Origin of the sequence: Streptomyces rhizoryzae (assembly GCF_023155275.1) — a bacterium.
GTDB classification, from domain to species: domain Bacteria; phylum Actinomycetota; class Actinomycetes; order Streptomycetales; family Streptomycetaceae; genus Streptomyces; species Streptomyces rhizoryzae.
Window position 1 is genome coordinate 113,719 of record NZ_JALMUV010000008.1, and the last position, 18,429, is coordinate 132,147.

Sequence of the window (18,429 nt, forward strand, 5' to 3'; positions counted from 1 at the left end):
CGGCGATTGTCGGGCTTCGACCAACCTGAAGGTCAAACCGTGCGAGCGGCTCGGCGGATCACGCCGGGGGCGCCTCGCCCGGTGCCGTCCCGGCCGGCCCCAGGAGCCGGTCCAGCGCCCGGCGGGTGCGGTCCTCCGCCGACGGATCGGCGTTCAGCTGCTTCGCCTGGTTGAGCGCCAGGAAGATCCCGATCAGCTCGAAACCGATCTGGTCGGGGTCGGTCCCCGCCGGGAGTTCGCCCTGCGCGACCGCGGTGCGCGCCTCCTGGATCAGCCGCCGGCGCCAGAGCAGCAACAGCCGCGCCACCGTGTCCCGCACCGGACCGCTGCGCGCGTCGAACTCCACCGAGGCGGTGGTGAAGAAGCAGCCGCCGGGGAAGGCGCCGCGCTCCCGCTCCAGATAGGTGGTCCAGGTTTCGCACAGGGCCCGGAGCCGGACCAGTCCAGGCCGCTCTCCGGCGGCCGGCTCCCACACCGCGCGGGAGAAGATCACCGCGGCCTCTTCCAGGGCCGCGAGCTGGAGCGCCTGCTTGGTGCCGAAGTGGCCCAGCACCCCCGCCTTGCTCATCCCGAGGTCGGTCGCCAGCCGTCCGATCGTCAGCCCCTCCAGCCCCTCCACCGAGGCGATCGCAACGCTGCGCTCGACGATCCGCTCCCGCGTCCGGCGGGCCTCGGCGACGGACTTCCGTGGGCTCATGGCCGCCATCGTAGCCGCCCGCCCAGATTTAGCTTCCGACCGATCGGTTGCTATATTCCCGGGCCACAGCGCCGGTGCACCGCACCGCCCCGCGAACCGAGGAGACCAACCGTGCCGGGAACCCGTATCGCCGCCCTGGGCCACCACCAGCCGTCCCGCCTGCTCACCAACGACGACCTGGCGGGCATGGTCGACACCAGCGACGAGTGGATCCGGCGGCGCACCGGCATCGCCACCCGCCGGATCGCCGACACCGAGTCGGTGGCCGACCTGGCGTACCCCGCCGCCGCCAAGGCGCTCGCCGCGGCCGGCCTCACCCCCGCCGACATCGGCCTGATCACCGTCGCGACCTGCTCCGCCATCGACCGCTGCCCGTCCACCGCGGCCCAGGTCGCCGGCCGCCTCGGCATCCCCTCCGCGGTGGCCTACGACCTCAACAACGGCTGCGCGGGCTTCTGCACCGCCCTCGCCGCCGCCGAGCACTCCGTCCGGGCCGGCGCCGCCCGGCACGCCCTGGTCATCGGCGCGGAGAAGATGTCCGACGTCACCGACTGGACCGACCGCAGCACCTGCGTCCTGCTCGGCGACGGCGCCGGGGCCGCGGTGGTCAGCGCCGCCGACTCCGCCGGGATCGGCCCGGTGGTCTGGGGCTCCGACCCCACCCGCCGGGACGTGGTCCGTCTGGTCGACGACTGGCACCCGCGCTTCGCCCAGGAGGGCCAGGCGGTCTTCCGCTGGGCCACCACCACCCTCCCCGACCTGGCCCGGGAAGCCTGCCGCCAGGCCGGCCTCGCCCCCGCCGACCTCGCCGGCATCGTCACCCACCAGGCCAACCTGCGGATCATCGAGGCCGTCGTCCGGCAGCTCGACCTGCCGGAGACCACGGTCATCGCGCGGGACGTGGTCGACTCCGGCAACACCTCCGCCGCGTCCGTCCCCCTGGCCTTCGCCAAGCTCGTCGAACGCCGGGAGCTCCCCTCCGGCGCCCCCGTCCTCCTGCTGAGCTTCGGCGGCGGCCTCTCCTGGGCGGGCCAGGTCGTCAGCTGCCCCTGACCGCCGCCCCGGCGGCGCCGCGCCCCCCGGCGCCGCCAACCGGCCGCCGCTCAGAGCGTCTTGACCGTGCCGCCGTCGATGACATGGTCCGCGCCGGTGATGTTCGCGGCCACGTCGGAGAGCAGGAAGGTGATCAGTGCCGCCACCTCCCGCGGCTCGGTGATCCGCCCGGTGGTGATGCCGAACGCCTCCGGAAGCCGCTCCAGGAACGCGGCGTGCTCCGCCCCGGCGAGCGCCGCCACCTTGCCGCCGAAGCCGTCCGGGTCCTCCCAGAGGGCGGTCCGCACGACGCCCGGCGACACGGTGTTGACCCGTACACCGCGCGGCCCGAACTCCTCCGCCAGCGACTTCCCCAGGGCCGCCAGCGCCGCCTTCGCCGCGCTGTAGGCGACCGGGCCGGCGGCCGGCATCCGGGAGTTGATGGACGAGACGTTGACGATCGCGCCGCGGCGCTCGATCAGGCTGGGCAGCGCGGCCCGGCTGGTGCGCACCGCGCTCAGCAGGTTGAGGCCGAGGACCGCGGACCACTGGGCGTCGTCGGTGTCCAGGAAGCCGGCCGGCTCCACGGCGTCGCCACCGCCGACGTTGTTGACCAGCAGGTCGATCCCGCCCAGCTCCGCGAAGGCGCGGTCCATCAGGGCGGCCACGCCCTCCGGGGTGCCGAGATCCGCACGGACCGCGCAGGCCCCGGCCTCCGTCAGCTCGGGCGTGAGGGTGCGCGCGGCGCCGACGACCCGCACCCCCTCCTCGATCAGGGCCCGGACGGTGGCCAGCCCGATGCCGCGGCTGGCACCGGTGACGACGGCGGTCTTACCGGTGAGGTTGAGCTGCACGACGATCCACATCCTCGGAACTAGTTCTTTAACTACAGGTACAAAAATGGGCCGAAAAAAACCGCCGGCAACCGACAGGTTCCGGCGGCCTCCCTCAGAGCGCGTCGACCGCGGCGTCGACGATCCGGGCGAGCCGCTCGGGGCCCTCGGCGACCCGGGCCAGCAGCCGGAGGCCGACGGTGGCGCTGAGCAGCAGGCTCCCGATCGCCCGGGCGTCCCGGTCGGGCGCGATCTCACCCGACCGCTGCCCCTCCTCGACCAGGGCCCGGAACGCCTCCTCGGTCCGGTCGAACATCCGGCGGACCAGATCGGTGGCGGCCGCGTCCCCGCCGGCGAGCTCCGCCGCGGTGTTGACGGCGAAGCAGCCCCGGCGGTCCGGATCGGCCAGATCCATCCCGGCGAGCATCCACAGCACCTCGCGCAGCCGCTCCTTGACCGGACCGGTCCGCTCCAGCAGCTCCACGAGAGCCTGCGCCTGGCTGTCCCGGTATCGGGCCAGCGCCTTCTCGAACAGCGCGTGCTTGCTGCCGAACGCGTGGTAGAGACTGCCCTTGCCGATACCGAGCGCATCCACCAGGTCCTGCGGCGTCGTCCCGGCATACCCCTTGCGCCAGAACACCTGCATCGCCTGCTCGACGGCATCATCCGGATCGAACTGCCTGGGCCTTCCCATGCCTTGACCCTAACACCATTCTTGACCCATAGGTCAAGAACTCTCGCGCGACCCCGCCGCGGCATTCCACCGTGAGGGTGAGGTCGAGATCAGGCGGCTTGCCCGGGCCGGCCGGGTGCACCACGCTGAGCCCCGAGCACGAGGACTGCCGGCGAGCCCGGATCACGCACCGATGAGTTCCCGCGCCGCGCTGGTCCCTGCGCCGGACACCCACGGACGGAAGGCTGGGGCCATGCGCAAACTGATCTACGGCATGAATTTGACCCTGGACGGCTACATCGCCGCGGCCGGCGACGACATCGGCTGGAGCGGACCGCCGAGCGACGAGCTGTTCCAGTGGTGGCTCGACCACGAGCGGGCGAGTGGCCTGTCGCTGTACGGGCGCAAGCTCTGGGAGGCGATGAGCCCCTACTGGCCGACCCGCGACCAGCAGCCCGACGCCACCCCGGCGGAGATCGAGTTCGCGCGGAACTGGCGGGAGACGCCCAAGGTGGTGTTCTCCTCGACGATCGGCACGGTCGACGGGAACACCCGCCTGGTCACCGGCGACGCGATCGCCGAGATCACCCGGCTCAAGGCCGGGGACGGCGGCCCGATGACCATCGGCGGCGCCACGCTCGCCGGCGCGGCCCTGCGCGCCGGGCTGATCGACGAGTACGTGATCGCCACCCATCCGGTCCTGGTGGGCGGCGGCACACCGTTCTTCCCCGCGCTGGACGGCCGGGTGCACCTGAACCTGCTGGAAACGCGGACGTTCCCCGGCGGCGTGGTCCTGACCAGGTACGAAACGAGGCGTTGAACAGCGGCACCCACGCGCCGGCCCCACGCGCCCCGCTACGTCTGCGCCATATCCACGAAACGCGAGTAATGGCCCTGGAATGCCACGGTGATGGTCGCGGTGGGGCCGTTACGGTGCTTTGCCACGATCAGGTCCGCCTCACCGGCGCGCGGCGATTCCTTTTCGTAGGCGTCCTCGCGGTGCAGCAGGATGACCATGTCGGCATCCTGCTCGATGGAACCGGATTCACGCAGGTCGGAGACCATCGGCTTCTTGTCCGTACGCTGCTCGGGACCACGGTTCAGCTGGGAGAGCGCGATGACCGGGAGTTCCAGCTCCTTGGCGAGCAGCTTGAGGTTACGGGACATGTCCGAGACCTCCTGCTGCCGGCTCTCGGCCCGCTTGGAACCACCGGACTGCATCAGCTGGAGATAGTCGATGACGACCAGTTTCAGCTCGTTCCGCTGCTTCAGCCGGCGGCATTTCGCGCGGATCTCCATCATCGAGAGATTCGGCGAGTCATCGATGTAGAGCGGAGCGGCCGAGACATCCGGCATACGGCGCGCCAGCCGCGTCCAGTCGTCGTCCGTCATACTGCCGGACCGCATGTGGTGCAGCGCCACCCGGGCCTCGGCGGACAGCAGACGCATCGCGATTTCGTTGCGCCCCATTTCGAGCGAGAAGATCACGCTCGGCAGATTGTTCTTGATCGAGCAGGCCCGCGCAAAATCCAGCGCGAGCGTCGACTTGCCCATGGCCGGACGCGCCGCGATCACGATCATCTGGCCCGGATGCAGACCGTTGGTCAGCGCGTCGAGATCGGTGAAGCCGGTCGGCACACCGGTCATCTGCCCCTGCCGCGAGCCGATCGCCTCGATCTCGTCGAGCGCGCCCTCCATGATCTCGCTGAGCGGGAGGTAGTCCTCGCTGGTCCGCTGCTCGGTGACGGCGTAGATCTCGGCCTGGGCCTTGTTGACGATCTCGTCGACGTCGCCGTCGGCGGCGTATCCCATCTGCGTGATCCGGGTACCGGCCTCGACGAGGCGGCGCAGCACGGCCCGCTCGTGGACGATCTCCGCGTAGTACTCGGCGTTGGCGGCGGTCGGCACGGACTGCACGAGGGTGTGCAGGTAGGAGGCGCCGCCGACCCGCCCGATCTCACCGCGCTTGGTCAGCTCGGCCGCGACGGTGATCGGGTCGGCCGGCTCGCCCTTGGCGTAGAGGTCGAGGATCGCCTGGTAGATCAGCTCATGGGCGGGACGGTAGAAGTCCTCGCCCTTGAGGACCTCCACGACGTCCGCGATGGCGTCCTTGGAGAGCAGCATGCCGCCGAGCACCGACTGCTCGGCGTCCAGGTCCTGCGGCGGGACCCGCTCGAAGCCACCGGCCCAGGAGCCGCCGCCGTCCTCGTCGCGGTCCGGGCGGTCGCCCCGGCCCCGGCCCTTGCCCTCGCCGCGGCGGGAGCGGGCGGCCGGCAGCAGGTCGCTGGGACCGGAGTCCGCCCAGGGGTCGTCCATGGGCTCGGGAATGCTCACCCCGGCACCTCCTCCCGTCCGCGGCGCGGACCTTGCTGCGCGGTTCTTTCTTACGGCACAGCCCTGACAATCGAAGACGCCCGGCTCCGGTTACGGCGCGTCGAGTTCGGACGGCGTGTGAAGGGCCGGAACAGGCGGCGGGTGCCGGACCACGGTAGGCCCGCGCGCACCGTCCGCCAATCTGGTTATCCACAGGCCATGTGGATGACCGCCCCATACCTGTGGAGAACTCCCCGGATCCTGTGCACGGGCTGGGGGAAACTGCTGTGGACAAGCACACAGTCACGCCCCCCTCGCCGCGCTGACCTGCGCCTTTCTCATCCATAGGCTGTGGGGGAGAAAAACTTCGGCAACCTGTTCATGATCGTCGCACGCCCTGTGCGAACACCGGCTCCACCCAGCGAAAAGTAATAAGCACTACGCACTTGCACCACTTACCTGTGGACGATTAGATTGCCCCTCATGACATCGGCTCCCGCGACGCCCCGGCGCGCCCTCCGCCGCCATGACCGCGAGATCCTCGGTCTGGCCCTGCCCGCCTTCGGCTCGCTCGTCGCGGAACCGCTCTTCGTCATGGTCGACAGCGCCGTCATCGGCCACCTCGGCACCCGCCAGCTCGCCGGTCTCGGCGTCGCCGCGGCCCTGCTGACCACCGCCGTCTCGGTCTTCGTCTTCCTCGCCTACGCCACCACCGCCGCGGTCGCCCGCCGGGTCGGCGCCGGGGACCTCCCCGCCGCGATACGCCAGGGCATGGACGGCATCTGGCTCGCCCTGCTCCTCGGCGCGGGCGTCATCGCCGCCGTCCTGCCCACCGCCCCCTGGCTCGTCGAAGCCTTCGGCGCCTCACCGGCCGCCGCCCCGTACGCCACGACGTACCTGCGGATCAGCGCGCTCGGCATCCCCGCGATGCTGGTCGTCCTCGCCGCCACCGGCGTCCTCCGCGGCCTCCAGGACACCAGGACCCCGCTCTACGTCGCCCTCGGCGGCTTCACCGCCAACGCCGGCCTCAACGCCGCCCTGGTCTACCTCGCCGGCCTCGGCATCGCCGGCTCCGCCTGGGGCACCGTGATCGCCCAGTGCGGCATGGCCGCCGTCTACCTCACCGTCGTCGTCCGCGGTGCCCGCCGCCACGGCGCCTCGCTGCGCCCGGACGCCGCCGGCATCCGCGCCTGCGCTCAGGCCGGCGTCCCGCTGCTGATCCGCACCCTCTCGCTGCGCGCGGTGCTGATGATCGCCACCGCGGTGGCCGCCCGGCTCGGTGACGCCGAGATCGCCGCCCACCAGATCGTGCAGTCGCTCTGGCAGCTGCTGGCGTTCGCCCTGGACGCCATCGCCATCGCCGGACAGGCCATCATAGGCCGCTACCTCGGCGCCGGGGACCGGGACGGCGCCCGCGCCGCCTGCCGCCGCATGGTCCAGTGGGGCATCGCCGCCGGCGTCGTCCTCGGCCTGCTGGTCGTCCTCGCCCGGCCGCTGTTCATCCCGCTCTTCACCACCGATCCGGCCGTGCGGGCCCCGCTGCTCACCACTCTCCTGGTCGTCGCCCTCACCCAGCCGGTCTCCGGCGTCGTCTTCATCCTCGACGGCGTCCTGATGGGCGCGGGCGACGGCCCGTACCTCGCCGGCGCGATGGTGGTGACGCTCGTCCTGTTCGCGCCGGTGGCGCTGGCCGTACCGGTCCTCGGCGGCGGGCTGGTCGCCCTGTGGTGGGCGATGGCCCTGATGATGACCGTCCGCATGCTCACGCTCTGGCTGCGCACCCGCTCCGGACGGTGGATTGTGACCGGGGCCTCCCGTTGAGGGACCTCCCCAGTTCCGGGGAACCGTGCAGATAATGACCTTGTGCGCGCGCTTGCCAGAAAGTCCGTCCTGCCCCTGACACTGGTCGTCGTCGGGGCAGCCGCAGTGGTGGGCTACGCCGCGGAGGAAACACCCCCGGGCAGAGCCGCCGGCCACAGCGGTTACGGCAAGTCCGGCGAGCCGGGCCAGGCCCCCGAGGACCAGGACCCCTCCGCCACCGCCCCGCCGCGGGACGGCAACGCCTACACCCCGCGCCGCACCGAGGAGAACGCCCGGATCGGCGCGGTCTTCGAGAAGGACGACCACGGGGCCCACTTCTGCACCGCCAGCGTGGTGCAGAGCCCGGGTCGCAACATGCTGGTCACCGCCGCCCACTGCGCCTTCGACGCCGACAGCGGGAAACCGGTCGACGACCTGGTCTTCGCCCCCGACTACCGCAACGGCGAGGAGCCCACCGGCCTGTGGAAGGTCAGCAAGGTCGTGGTCGACGACCGCTGGGCGACATCACAGGACGAGGACCTCGACGTCGCCTTCCTCATCCTCGACCCCAAGCAGGGCAAGCAGATCCAGGACGTCCTGGGCGGCAACAGCATCGGCATCGACCGCGGCTTCGACAACGAGGTCAAGATCACCGGCTATCCCACCAGCCGCGACACCCCGATCTCCTGCCAGAACCGCACCACGAAGTTCAGCGACACCCAGATGCGCGTCCAGTGCACCGACTTCGAGGGCGGCACCAGCGGCAGCCCCTGGCTCGCCGACTACGACCCCAAGAGCCACACCGGCACGGTCATCGGCGTCCTCGGCGGCCACGAGGGCGGCGGCGACCAGGACGACGTCTCGTACGCCGCGTACTTCGACGAGGACATCGCCAAGCTCTACCAGCGGGCCCAGGACGAGGACTGAGTCCGCCCCGGACGCCCCGCAACGCCAAGGGCCGCACCCCGTGACGGGGTGCGGCCCTTCAGCGCTGTGCTGGGTACTGCGCTCAGTACGCCACTCAGGCGGCGACGACCTCGACGCCGAGCTTCGCGACGACCTCGGCGTGCAGACGCACCGAGACCTGGTGCGCGCCCAGGGTCTTGATCGGCGAACCGACCTCGACGCGGCGCTTGTCGACGTCCGGACCACCGGCAGCCTTGATCGCCGAGGCGATGTCGGCCTGGGTGACGGAGCCGAACAGGCGGCCCGCGTCGCCGGCGCGCACGGCCAGCTTCACGTTGACGCCCTCGAGCTGGGCCTTGACCTCGTTGGCCTGCTCGATCGTGGCGATCTCGCGGATCTTGCGACCGCGGCGGATCTGCTCGACGTCCTTCTCGCCACCCTTGGTCCAGCGGATCGCGAAACCGCGCGGGACCAGGTAGTTACGGGCGTACCCGTCCTTGACGTCAACGACGTCGCCGGCGGTGCCGAGACCGGAGACCTCGTGGGTGAGGATGATCTTCATGAGTCGGTCACCCTTCCCTTAGCGCGCGGTGGACGTGTAGGGCAGCAGCGCCATCTCACGGCTGTTCTTCACAGCCGTGGCGACGTCACGCTGGTGCTGAGTGCAGTTACCGGTGACCCGGCGGGCACGGATCTTGCCGCGGTCGGAGATGAACTTCCGCAGCAGGTTCGTGTCCTTGTAGTCGACGTAGGAGATCTTCTCCTTGCAGAACACGCAAACCTTCTTCTTAGGCTTGCGAGCAGGCGGCTTCGCCATTGTCTCTCTCCAGTGAATTCAAGAAGTGTGTGCTGTCGCCCTCAGGCCCCGGACGGTCTCCGGCCACGTTTCACGTGAAACACGCCGTTTCACGTGAAACACCGGCGGAGGAATCCGTCGTACGGACCTAGAAGGGCGGCTCGTCCGAGTAGCCGCCGCCGGAGCCGCCGCCCCAGCCACCGCCGCCGCCGCCCTGGCCACCGCCGGAGGGACCGGTCGCCCACGGGTCGTCGGCCGGAGCGCCGCCGCCCTGCTGGCCGCCGCCGGAGCCGCCGCCCCAGCCGCCGCCACCCTGGCCACCGCCGCCCTGCTGGCCGCCGCCGAAGCCGCCGCCGCCCTGGCCACCGCGACCGCTGGTCTTGGTGACCTTCGCCGTGGCGTTCCGCAGGCTCGCGCCCACTTCCTCGACGTCGAGCTCGTACACCGTGCGCTTCACGCCCTCGCGATCCTCGTACGACCGCTGCTTGAGGCGGCCCTGGACGATCACGCGGGTGCCCCGCGTAAGGGATTCGGCGACGTTCTCCGCCGCCTGACGCCACACCGAGCAGGTCAGGAACAGGCTCTCGCCGTCCTTCCACTCATTGGTCTGGCGGTCGAAGGTGCGGGGGGTGGACGCGACGCGGAACTTCGCGACCGCCGCACCGGACGGGGTGAAGCGCAGCTCGGGGTCGTCGACAAGATTGCCGACAACCGTGATGACGGTCTCGCCTGCCATTAGGGGAACCTCTCGGCGGGTGTGCTGCTGGCTGCTGGTGTTGCTGCTACTCGAACCCGGTTACCGCTGGACGCGTACGCGCTCAGTGGGTCTCGGGACGGAGGACCTTGGTCCGGAGGACCGACTCGTTCAGGTTCATCTGACGGTCGAGCTCCTTGACGACCGCAGGCTCGGCCTGCAGGTCGATGACCGAGTAGATGCCCTCGGGCTTCTTGTTGATCTCGTACGAGAGACGACGACGGCCCCAGGTGTCGACCTTCTCGACCTTTCCGTTGCCCTCGCGGACGACGGAGAGGAAGTTCTCGATCAGGGGGGCGACAGCGCGCTCCTCAAGATCGGGGTCGAGGATGACCATCACCTCGTAGTGACGCATGGTGAACCCACCTCCTTTGGACTCAGCGGCCACGGTCGTTCCGTGGCAGGAGGGTCGTATGCGTTCCGCGCCGGTCCCGCCGGAGTATCCGGGCAGACATGGGCGCAGACCGTACAGAGTACCTGCCTACACGCTTCCGGTTGAAATCCGCCCGCGGGACCCCGCAATCTGGAACACAACGGGTGTGAGCGGCGTTACAGTGCGCCGCCCTGTCAGTGGAGGTGCCGTATGGCACAGGCAGTACGGACCCAGCGGAATCTGATCTCTTTCCTCAACAGCGACGGCCGGCCCCATCCGGTGGAGAACACCCTCGCGGTCACCACCCTCGTGCTCGGCGCGATCGCCGCCCTCACCGCTCTCTCACCCAGCCTGCACCTGATCAGCTCCTGGGTGGGCCTGATCGGGATCGGAACCGGGCTCTGGGGCCAGTACATCTCGTCCACGACGAGTGAGCGCTTCCTGTTGATCATCGGCCTCGGCGCCGCCGGCCTCGGCTTCTACATCGGCCTGGCGCACGGCGGTCTCTTCGGCGGCCTCTTCGGCTGACCGCCACTCACCGGCATACGGGGCCCGGCCCCGCACGGCCCAGACGGAGCGCTCCCCGGCCACAGTAGGCTTCGGCGCGAGAGCCGGAGCCCCGACCAAGGGGACACACCAGCCGAGGAGCGCCCCGCATGAGCCTGACCCTGAGGACCATCAGTCGAGAGCAGCATCTGGCATACATCCAGAGCCTGCCCGCGGCGAGCCACATGCAGGTCCCGGCCTGGGCAGACGTCAAGGCCGAGTGGCGGTCCGAGAGCCTGGGCTGGTTCGACGCGTCCGGAGCGCTGGTCGGCGCCGGCCTGGTCCTCTACCGGCAGCTCCCGAAGATCAAGCGGTACCTCGCCTACCTCCCCGAGGGACCGGTCATCAACTGGTTCGCGCCGAATCTGGAGGAGTGGCTGCGGCCGATGCTCAGCCACCTCAAGCAGCAGGGCGCGTTCTCGGTGAAGATGGGCCCGCCGGTCATCATCCGCCGCTGGGACTCCGCCGCGATCAAGGCGGGCATCCAGAACCCCGACGTCAAGCGGCTGCGGGACGTCGAGGCCACCCACATCGAGCCGCGCGCCTTCGAGGTCGCCGACCGGCTGCGCCGCATGGGCTGGCAGCAGGGCGAGGACGGCGGCGCCGGCTTCGGTGACGTGCAGCCCCGCTACGTCTTCCAGGTGCCGCTGGCCGACCGTTCGCTCGAAGAGGTCCACAAGGGCTTCAACCAGCTGTGGCGCCGCAACATCAAGAAGGCCGAGAAGGCCGGCGTCGAGGTCGTCCAGGGCGGTTACGAGGACCTGGCCGAATGGCAGCGGCTCTACGAGATCACCGCCAAGCGCGACCAGTTCCGGCCGCGCCCGCTCGGCTACTTCCAGCGCATGTGGACCGCCCTCAACACCGAGGACCCCAACCGCATGCGCCTCTACTTCGCCCGGCACAACGGCGTGAACCTCTCCGCCGCGACGATGCTGGTCGTCGGCGGGCACGTCTGGTACTCGTACGGCGCCTCGGACAACATCGGCCGCGAGGTCCGCCCCTCCAACGCGATGCAGTGGAAGATGCTTCAGGACGCGTACGCGCTCGGCGCCTCGGTCTACGACCTCCGCGGCATCAGCGACTCGCTCGACGAGAGCGACCACCTCTTCGGCCTGATCCAGTTCAAGGTCGGCACCGGCGGGCAGGCGGCGGAGTACCTCGGCGAGTGGGACTTCCCGCTCAACAAGCTTCTGCACAAGGCGCTCGACCTCTACATGTCGCGGCGCTGACCTCTCCACCGCACCGTCCGCACTGACACACCCAGCCACGAGAAAGGTTCCGGGCCGGCCATGGCGCTCACCCTCTACGTCGACACCGCGCGCTGGCGGGCGCACCAGCAGAGCGTTCTCCAGCAGTTCCCCGGGCTGGTCCCGGTCTGCAAAGGCAACGGCTACGGCTTCGGCCACGAGCGCCTCGCCGAGGAGGCCACCCGGCTCGGTTCCGACATCCTCGCGGTCGGCACGACCTACGAAGCGGCCCGCATCAAGGACTTCTTCAGCGGCGACCTGCTGGTCCTCACCCCGTTCCGGCACGGGGAGGAGCCGGTGCCGCTGCCCGACCGGGCGATCCGCTCGGTCTCCTCGGTCGAGGGCGTGGGCGGGCTGGTCGGCGCGCGGGTCGTCATCGAGGTCATGAGCAGCATGAAGCGGCACGGCGTCCAGCCGGAGGACCTGCCGAAGCTGGCCTCGGCCATCGAGGACGTGCGGCTGGAGGGCTTCGCGATCCACCTGCCCCTGGACCGCGCCGACGGCACCGACTCGGTCGACGAGGTCATCGGGTGGATGGACCGGCTGCGCGCGAACCGGCTCCCGCTGCACACGATGTTCGTCAGCCACCTCAAGGCCGCGGAGTTCGCCCGCCTCCAGCAGCAGTTCCCGCAGACCCGGTTCCGCGCGCGGATCGGCACCCGGCTGTGGCTCGGCGACCACGACGCCACCGAGTACCGCGGCTCGGTGCTCGACGTCACCCGCGTCGCCAAGGGCGACCGGTTCGGCTACCGCCAGCAGAAGGCAGCCTCGGACGGCTACCTCGTCGTGGTCGCCGGCGGCACCTCGCACGGTGTCGGTCTGGAGTCGCCCAAGGCGCTGCACGGCGTGATGCCGCGCGCCAAGGGCGTGGCCCGGGCCGGTCTGGCGACCGTCAACCGCAACCTCTCGCCGTACGTCTGGGCCGGTAAGCAGCGCTGGTTCGCCGAGCCCCCGCACATGCAGGTATCGATCCTGTTCGTGCCGGGGGACGCCCCCGAGCCCAAGGTGGGCGAGGAACTGGTGGCGCATCTGCGGCACACCACCACGCAGTACGACCGGCTCGTGGAGCGCTGAGCCGGTCCGCACCCGCTGTGCGCAGGGGCCCGGTCCGCGGGAGATGCCGCGGACCGGGCCCCTGGGCGTTCCGGCCCGTTCTTCAGTCCCGTGCCACGCCCCAGCGCACCCGCGGCGCCCCCTCGAAGTGCACCGCGTGCCGCGGCGGCGCGTGGTGGGCCCGCCCGAGGACGAACACGTCGGGGCGCCGGTCCAGGACGCCGCCCGAGGGGTCGTCGTCCCCGTCCCTGCGGACCGGGTCCCGCTCCGGCAGGAGGATGTCCCGGACGACCACGGCGCACAGGTACAGCGTGCCCAGCAGGTGCAGGGCGATGGCCAGTTGGTAGCCCTCCGGCGGCAGCCCCTGGTGCTTGTCGCCGTTGCCCGTGTAGGCCAGGTACATCCAGATCCCCAGGAAGTACATGACCTCGCACGCCTGCCAGATCAGGAAGTCCCGCCAGCGCGGCCGGGCCAGCGCCGCCAGCGGGATCAGCCACAGCACGTACTGCGGTGAGTAGACCTTGTTGGTCAGGATGAACAACGCCACGACGAGGAAGGCGAGTTGGGCGAACCGCGGCCGCCGGGGTGCGTAGAGGGCCAGCAGCGCCAGGGCGGCGCAGCCGAGGAGCATCAGCAGCGTCGCGTAGAGGTTGGCGTCCTCCAGGGGGTTGCCGGTGCGCTGGGAGATCAGCAGCCAGACCGAACCGAAGTCGATCGGCCGTTCCTGGCTGAAGGTGTAGAACTTCGCCCAGCCCTCGCGGATGTGGAAGCCGGACGCGTCATGCGCGATCATCACCGGCAGGTTCACCACCAGCCACGACACCACCGCACCGAGCACCGCCCGCCCGTACGCGCGCCAGGCCCCGGCCCGCCAGCACAGCACCAGCAGCGGGCCCAGCAGCAGCACCGGGTACAGCTTCGCCGCGGTCGCCAGGCCGATCAGGACGCCGGCCGCGAGCGGGCGGCTGCGGGACCACATCAGCATCCCCGCGGCGGTCAGCGCGACCGCCAGCAGGTCCCAGTTGATGGTCGCGGTGAGCGCGAAGGCCGGTGCCAGCGCCACCAGCAGACCGTCCCAGGGGCGCCGCCGGTGGGTGCGCGCCACGCAGACCGCGATGACGGCGGCGCAGGCCATCAGCATTCCGGCGTTGACCAGCCAGTAGATCTGCTCGCGGTCCTGGATCGCCCCGCTGTGCGGCGTCATCCAGGAGGCGACCTCCATGAAGAGTCCGGTCAGCACCGGGTACTCCAGGTACTGCATATCGCCGGGCAGCCGGTCGAAGTAGGGGATCAGCCCGTCGGCGAAGCCCCGGCCCGAGTAGAGGTGGGGGATGTCCGAGTAGCAGGCGTGGACGTACTGGCTGGTCGCGCCGAAGAACCAGCCGCCGTTGTAGCAGGGCAGCTTCTGCACCATGCCGAGCGCGAACATGCCGAGTGCGACGAGGGCGACGATCCGCACCGGCGTCAGCCAGTGCGCCCCGAGCAGCGCGCGCCGGCCGATCGGCCCGCCGATCAGCTCACTGCCGGCCGCCGCCACCTCGTCCCGTCTCGTCGGCCGCACGGGCTCGTCCTGTCGCAGGCTCGTCATGGGCCCATCCTGCCGTACGCGCAGGGGACGAACGCGACGAAGCCCCCGCCCGGTCACCCCGGGGCGGGGGCTTCGTGGAGCCATGTTTCACGTGAAACGGCCGAGGGTGCGGCCGATGTTTCACGTGAAACGCTCAGCGGTCTCAGCCGCCGCCGGGCCCGCCGAAGATGCCTCCTCCGGTGTTCCCGCCGCTGGTCGGGTCGGGGGTCGGCGACGTTCCTCCGGTGCCGCCACCGGGTCCGCCGTTCCCGCCGTTACCGCCTCCGGTGGCGCCGCCGTTCCCGCCGTGGTTCTTGCACTTGACGTCCCACGGGGAGCAGGTCTGGGTCGGCGTCGCGGTCGGGGACTGGGTCGGTGTGGCCGACTGGCTGGGCGTGCTCGACGGCGTCGAGGACGGCTTGGTGCTCGGCGTGGGCGTCGGCGTGGGCGTCGGCATGCCCTGCTCGTTGATCACCTGTCCGACCGGCTGGGCCGCCGGGAAGTCCACCGGCGTGACGCCTTCCATCGCCTGCATCATGTACTGCGTCCAGACCTCGGTCGGCAGCGCACCACCGTGGATCGAGTCGAAACCGCCGACCCCGTTCATGGACAGCTGCCGCGGGTTCTGCGCGTCCTCACGGAACATCGTGATGGCCGTCGAAAGCTGCTTGGTGTAGCCGACGAACCAGGCCGACTTGTTCTCGTCCGTGGTGCCCGTCTTGCCGGCGGCCGGCATCCCCAGCTTCTGGGCCTGCTTGGCCGTACCGTTCTTGATCACGTTCTTCAGCACGTCGGTGACGTTGTTGGCGATGTTCGCGGGGATCGCCTCTTCCTTCGGCTCGGGCTTGCCGAAGCCCTTCAGCTCCTCGCCCTGGGAGATCACCTTGGTCACCGAGTACGGCTCCGCCTGCGTCCCGGAGGCGGCGAAGGTCGCGTAGGCATCGGCCATCCGGATCGCACTCGGCGTGGACGTACCCAGCGCGAAGGACGGGTTGAGGTGCTTGTCGAAGCTGGCCGGCGAGATGCCCGCGGCCTGCGCCATGTCCCGCACCTTGGCCATCCCGACGTCCATGCCGAGCTGCACGAACGGGGTGTTGACCGACTGCTCCATCGCCTTCCGCAAGGTGATGTAGCCCCACGGGAAGTCGCTCTCGTTGACCTGGTAGAAGGGCGTGTTGTCCTTCTTCAGGACGTAGGTGCCGTCCTGGTTCCTGACCTTGAGGTGGTCGTTGCCGTTGTACTTGCTGTCCGGCGAGAGCGGCTGTCCGCTGTCGGCCTTTCCGTACTTCATCGCCGCGGCGAGGACGAACGGCTTCCAGGTCGAACCGACCGGCACACCGTAGGTGTCGGCGTTGTTGCTGAAGTGGCCCTTGTCGTAGCCGTCGCCGCCGTACAGGGCGACGATCTTGCCGTCCCCCGGTACGACCGAGGCCGCGCCGAACTGGACGTACTTATCCTTCTCCGGCCGCAGCTTCAGGTTGATGTAGCGGTCGTTGACCTTCTTGACCGCGGCGGCGAGCTCCTTGGTCTTCTTCTCGTTGAAGGTCGTCTGGATCGTGTAGCCGCCCTTGTCGAACCGGGCCTCACTGATGTCCGTGTTCTTGAGGACGTACTTCTTGGCGACGTCGATCAGATAGCCGATCTGCCCGCCCTTGCTGGCCACCGGCTTCGGCTTCTGCGGCATCGGGAACTGCTTGTACGTGCTCCGCTCCGCCTGCGTCATGTGGTGGTTCTCCACCTCGCGGTCGAGGATCCACGCCCAGCGCTGCTTGGCCCGGGCGGTGTTCTGCTCGGGCGTCGCGTTCGACCCGATGCCGCCCGCCGGGTCGTAGAGGTTGGCGCCCTTGAGCACCGAGGCCAGGAACGCGCTCTCGTCCGGCTTCAGTTGGGAGGCGTTCTTGCCGTAGTACGCCTGCGCCGCGGCCTGGATCCCGTAGGCACCGCGGCCGTAGTAGCTGGTGTTGAGGTAGCCCTGGAGGATCTCGTCCTTCGACTTGGTCCAGCCGACCTTGATCGAGATGAAGAGTTCCTTGAACTTGCGGTCCAGGGTCTGCTCCTGGCTCAGCATCGCGTTCTTGACGTACTGCTGCGTGATGGTCGAGCCACCCTGGGTCTCGCCGCCCCGGGCCATGTTGACCAGGGCCCGGAGGATGCCCATGGGGTCGACGCCGGAGTCGGTGCGGAACGAGGCGTTCTCCGCGGAGATCACCGCGTTCTGCATGGAACTCGGGATCTCGCCTATCTTGACGTTCTGACGGTTGGTCTCACCGTCCCGCGCCATGATCTTGCCGTTGTCCCACAGATAGACGTTGTTCTGGGACTTGGAAGCCTTGTTCTCGTCGGGGACCTGCACCAGGGCGAGGCCGACCCCGGCCACGCCGACGACCAAGCCGAAGCCCGCAACGCACAGACTGGCCACCTGCCTCCAGGATGGCATCCACCGCCGCCAGCCCGTGCGGTTGGACCGCGGGTAATCGATGAAGCGCTTCTTCGGCGGCTTCCCGCCGCCGCGGCCGCGGCCCCCTTCACCGCCACCGCCGCCGCCCCGGCGGCCACCGCCTCCATGGCCGGCGCCACCGCCGGACGCCATGGCCGCGGGCTCGGACGCCCGCCGGCGGCCGCTCCGTTGAGCGGCCCGGCGGGCCTCGGCGCGCCCGCCCGGCCGCGGCTGCGGCGGCTCCGGCGTGGCAGCGGCACCGTGCGGCGGCGCCGCACGTCGCCCTGACGACTGTGCGGCGCGTCTGGCAGCGGCACGCCCGCCACCTTGCGGCTGGGGTGGTTTGCGACGGTGCTCGCTCATGGAACGAATACTCCTCGGGCAGGCGCGCTTTCTCGTCGCCTGAAGGCGGTGGTTGGCTTCAGGTCCCCCCGATGCACGGCCCGCTCCTGACGCGCGGGCCGCACTACACCGAGGTCAGGGACGCCACGTAGAGGCCCACGGTTCCCGGCAGTCTGCATGCCGCACAGACTACGCACGGCCAAAACCTGCCCAGTGTTGAAATTCACTCCAAAACAGTCAGGTTACGTCGCACGAATAAGTGATGTGACGCCGTTCACCGTCCGGCCACTTGTCCCTCCCGGGGCCCCGTTCTATCGTCTGGATGTATCGAGTCGATACATCAGCACGAGATAAAGACCGCACAGGGCCAAGGAGGCGGAGGATGAGCAGGCGTTCCGGCATCCTCGAATTCGCCGTCCTCGGCCTGCTCAGGGAATCCCCGATGCACGGTTACGAGTTGCGCAAGCGGCTCAACACCTCGCTCGGGGTCTTCCGCGCGTTCAGCTACGGCACCCTCTATCCCTGCCTCAAGGCACTGGTCGCGAACGGCTGGCTGGTGGAGGAAACGGGCGGGGCCCCGGAAGGCGTTCCCGCCACGGCCCTGACCGGACGCCGGGCCAAGATCGTCTACCGCCTGACCCCGGCCGGCAAGGAGCACTTCGAGGAGCTGCTCAGCCACTCGGGACCGGACGCGTGGGAGGACGAACACTTCGGTGTCCGCTTCGCGTTCTTCGGCCAGACCTCGCGGGATGTGCGGATGCGCGTGCTGGAAGGCCGCCGCAGCCGGCTGGAGGAGCGCCTGGAGAAGATGCGCACCTCCCTGGCCAGGACCCGCGAGCGGCTGGACGACTACACCCTCGAACTGCAGCGGCACGGTATGGAGTCCGTGGAGCGCGAGGTCCGTTGGCTGAACGAGCTCATCGAGAGTGAGCGTGCCGGGCGCGATCAGCGCGCGCCGGATTCCGCAGCGCAGGACGAGACCAACCAGTCAGGGGACACGGGCGGCCTGCCCCGGCACCGGGGTGGTTCCCGGCCGGATCCGTCCGAATGACACCACCAC

The 18,429-nt window shown here is 70.1% G+C and carries 18 protein-coding genes; 8 read left to right on the forward strand and 10 right to left on the reverse strand.

The genetic code is table 11. The features are described from left to right. Positions 1-58: 58 nt before the first annotated feature. On the reverse strand, positions 59-697 hold the full coding sequence (locus MUU72_RS09640) for a TetR/AcrR family transcriptional regulator (RefSeq protein WP_248012748.1): 639 nt from the start codon (positions 695-697) through the stop codon (positions 59-61). 111 nt (positions 698-808) lie between these two features. On the opposite strand from MUU72_RS09640, the gene MUU72_RS09645 reads away from it, so the two are divergent. Then, positions 809-1,750 (forward strand): beta-ketoacyl-ACP synthase III, encoded by a 942-nt coding sequence (locus tag MUU72_RS09645; protein WP_248012749.1) that lies wholly within the window; start codon positions 809-811, stop codon positions 1,748-1,750. 50 nt (positions 1,751-1,800) lie between these two features. Here the strand turns inward: MUU72_RS09645 and MUU72_RS09650 are convergent, their stop codons facing one another. Next, complete coding sequence (locus MUU72_RS09650; protein WP_282503863.1) at positions 1,801-2,595, reverse strand: oxidoreductase; 795 nt, start codon at positions 2,593-2,595, stop codon at positions 1,801-1,803. A gap of 82 nt (positions 2,596-2,677) precedes the next feature. Further along, positions 2,678-3,256, reverse strand: coding sequence for a TetR/AcrR family transcriptional regulator (locus MUU72_RS09655; protein ID WP_248012750.1), 579 nt, complete (start codon positions 3,254-3,256; stop codon positions 2,678-2,680). 232 nt (positions 3,257-3,488) lie between these two features. On the opposite strand from MUU72_RS09655, the gene MUU72_RS09660 reads away from it, so the two are divergent. Beyond that, complete coding sequence (locus MUU72_RS09660) at positions 3,489-4,055, forward strand: dihydrofolate reductase family protein (protein ID WP_248012751.1); 567 nt, start codon at positions 3,489-3,491, stop codon at positions 4,053-4,055. Between the two features lie 35 nt (positions 4,056-4,090). Here MUU72_RS09660 and dnaB read toward each other — a convergent pair whose 3' ends face one another. Further along, complete coding sequence (gene dnaB / locus MUU72_RS09665; protein ID WP_248012752.1) at positions 4,091-5,569, reverse strand: replicative DNA helicase; 1,479 nt, start codon at positions 5,567-5,569, stop codon at positions 4,091-4,093. Positions 5,570-6,031: 462 nt separating this feature from the next. Between dnaB and MUU72_RS09670 the strand changes: the two genes are divergently transcribed. After that, complete coding sequence (locus tag MUU72_RS09670) at positions 6,032-7,369, forward strand: MATE family efflux transporter (RefSeq protein ID WP_248012753.1); 1,338 nt, start codon at positions 6,032-6,034, stop codon at positions 7,367-7,369. Positions 7,370-7,411: 42 nt separating this feature from the next. Continuing rightward, positions 7,412-8,275, forward strand: a complete 864-nt coding sequence (locus MUU72_RS09675; protein WP_248012754.1) for a trypsin-like serine peptidase — start codon at positions 7,412-7,414, stop codon at positions 8,273-8,275. Between the two features lie 94 nt (positions 8,276-8,369). Here MUU72_RS09675 and rplI read toward each other — a convergent pair whose 3' ends face one another. From rplI to rpsF, 4 genes are all read right to left on the reverse strand, one after another. Beyond that, complete coding sequence (gene rplI / locus MUU72_RS09680; protein WP_248012755.1) at positions 8,370-8,816, reverse strand: 50S ribosomal protein L9; 447 nt, start codon at positions 8,814-8,816, stop codon at positions 8,370-8,372. Between the two features lie 18 nt (positions 8,817-8,834). After that, positions 8,835-9,071, reverse strand: a complete 237-nt coding sequence (gene rpsR / locus MUU72_RS09685) for a 30S ribosomal protein S18 (RefSeq protein WP_003978893.1) — start codon at positions 9,069-9,071, stop codon at positions 8,835-8,837. Positions 9,072-9,198: 127 nt separating this feature from the next. Then, positions 9,199-9,786 carry a single-stranded DNA-binding protein gene (locus MUU72_RS09690; RefSeq protein WP_248012756.1) on the reverse strand — a complete coding sequence of 196 codons (588 nt, stop codon included), beginning with the start codon at positions 9,784-9,786 and terminating at the stop codon, positions 9,199-9,201. An 82-nt stretch (positions 9,787-9,868) separates the two neighbouring features. After that, entirely contained in the window at positions 9,869-10,159 is a 291-nt protein-coding gene (gene rpsF, locus MUU72_RS09695; protein ID WP_018542659.1) for a 30S ribosomal protein S6, read from the reverse strand. A gap of 228 nt (positions 10,160-10,387) precedes the next feature. Between rpsF and MUU72_RS09700 the strand changes: the two genes are divergently transcribed. The 3 genes from MUU72_RS09700 to MUU72_RS09710 all read left to right on the forward strand — a co-directional run bounded on the left by MUU72_RS09700 (position 10,388) and on the right by MUU72_RS09710 (position 13,044). Further along, positions 10,388-10,705 (forward strand): hypothetical protein, encoded by a 318-nt coding sequence (locus MUU72_RS09700; protein ID WP_248012757.1) that lies wholly within the window; start codon positions 10,388-10,390, stop codon positions 10,703-10,705. Positions 10,706-10,833: 128 nt separating this feature from the next. Beyond that, complete coding sequence (locus MUU72_RS09705) at positions 10,834-11,952, forward strand: lipid II:glycine glycyltransferase FemX (RefSeq protein WP_248012758.1); 1,119 nt, start codon at positions 10,834-10,836, stop codon at positions 11,950-11,952. Positions 11,953-12,012: 60 nt separating this feature from the next. After that, the gene (locus MUU72_RS09710) at positions 12,013-13,044 is read left to right on the forward strand and encodes an alanine racemase (protein WP_248012759.1); all 1,032 of its coding nucleotides are present in this window, start codon (positions 12,013-12,015) and stop codon (positions 13,042-13,044) included. 82 nt (positions 13,045-13,126) lie between these two features. On the opposite strand, the gene MUU72_RS09715 is transcribed toward MUU72_RS09710, so the two are convergent. Both MUU72_RS09715 and MUU72_RS09720 read right to left on the reverse strand, forming a co-directional pair. Then, entirely contained in the window at positions 13,127-14,611 is a 1,485-nt protein-coding gene (locus tag MUU72_RS09715) for a glycosyltransferase family 87 protein (protein ID WP_248012760.1), read from the reverse strand. A gap of 142 nt (positions 14,612-14,753) precedes the next feature. Then, positions 14,754-17,390, reverse strand: a complete 2,637-nt coding sequence (locus MUU72_RS09720; RefSeq protein WP_372503053.1) for a transglycosylase domain-containing protein — start codon at positions 17,388-17,390, stop codon at positions 14,754-14,756. Positions 17,391-17,751: 361 nt separating this feature from the next. On the opposite strand from MUU72_RS09720, the gene MUU72_RS09725 reads away from it, so the two are divergent. Continuing rightward, positions 17,752-18,420, forward strand: coding sequence for a PadR family transcriptional regulator (locus MUU72_RS09725; RefSeq protein ID WP_248012762.1), 669 nt, complete (start codon positions 17,752-17,754; stop codon positions 18,418-18,420). Positions 18,421-18,429: the final 9 nt, after the last annotated feature.

Coding starts and splice junctions, on each gene's coding strand:
- MUU72_RS09640 (WP_248012748.1), bottom strand. CDS start 697: ATGAGCCCACGGAAGTCCGTCGCCGAGGCCCGCCGGACGCGGGAGCGG.
- MUU72_RS09650 (WP_282503863.1), bottom strand. CDS start 2,595: ATGTGGATCGTCGTGCAGCTCAACCTCACCGGTAAGACCGCCGTCGTC.
- MUU72_RS09655 (WP_248012750.1), bottom strand. CDS start 3,256: ATGGGAAGGCCCAGGCAGTTCGATCCGGATGATGCCGTCGAGCAGGCG.
- MUU72_RS09660 (WP_248012751.1), top strand. CDS start 3,489: ATGCGCAAACTGATCTACGGCATGAATTTGACCCTGGACGGCTACATC.
- MUU72_RS09670 (WP_248012753.1), top strand. CDS start 6,032: ATGACATCGGCTCCCGCGACGCCCCGGCGCGCCCTCCGCCGCCATGAC.
- rplI (WP_248012755.1), bottom strand. CDS start 8,816: ATGAAGATCATCCTCACCCACGAGGTCTCCGGTCTCGGCACCGCCGGC.
- rpsR (WP_003978893.1), bottom strand. CDS start 9,071: ATGGCGAAGCCGCCTGCTCGCAAGCCTAAGAAGAAGGTTTGCGTGTTC.
- MUU72_RS09690 (WP_248012756.1), bottom strand. CDS start 9,786: ATGGCAGGCGAGACCGTCATCACGGTTGTCGGCAATCTTGTCGACGAC.
- rpsF (WP_018542659.1), bottom strand. CDS start 10,159: ATGCGTCACTACGAGGTGATGGTCATCCTCGACCCCGATCTTGAGGAG.
- MUU72_RS09700 (WP_248012757.1), top strand. CDS start 10,388: ATGGCACAGGCAGTACGGACCCAGCGGAATCTGATCTCTTTCCTCAAC.
- MUU72_RS09705 (WP_248012758.1), top strand. CDS start 10,834: ATGAGCCTGACCCTGAGGACCATCAGTCGAGAGCAGCATCTGGCATAC.
- MUU72_RS09710 (WP_248012759.1), top strand. CDS start 12,013: ATGGCGCTCACCCTCTACGTCGACACCGCGCGCTGGCGGGCGCACCAG.
- MUU72_RS09715 (WP_248012760.1), bottom strand. CDS start 14,611: ATGACGAGCCTGCGACAGGACGAGCCCGTGCGGCCGACGAGACGGGAC.
- MUU72_RS09720 (WP_372503053.1), bottom strand. CDS start 17,390: ATGAGCGAGCACCGTCGCAAACCACCCCAGCCGCAAGGTGGCGGGCGT.
- MUU72_RS09725 (WP_248012762.1), top strand. CDS start 17,752: ATGAGCAGGCGTTCCGGCATCCTCGAATTCGCCGTCCTCGGCCTGCTC.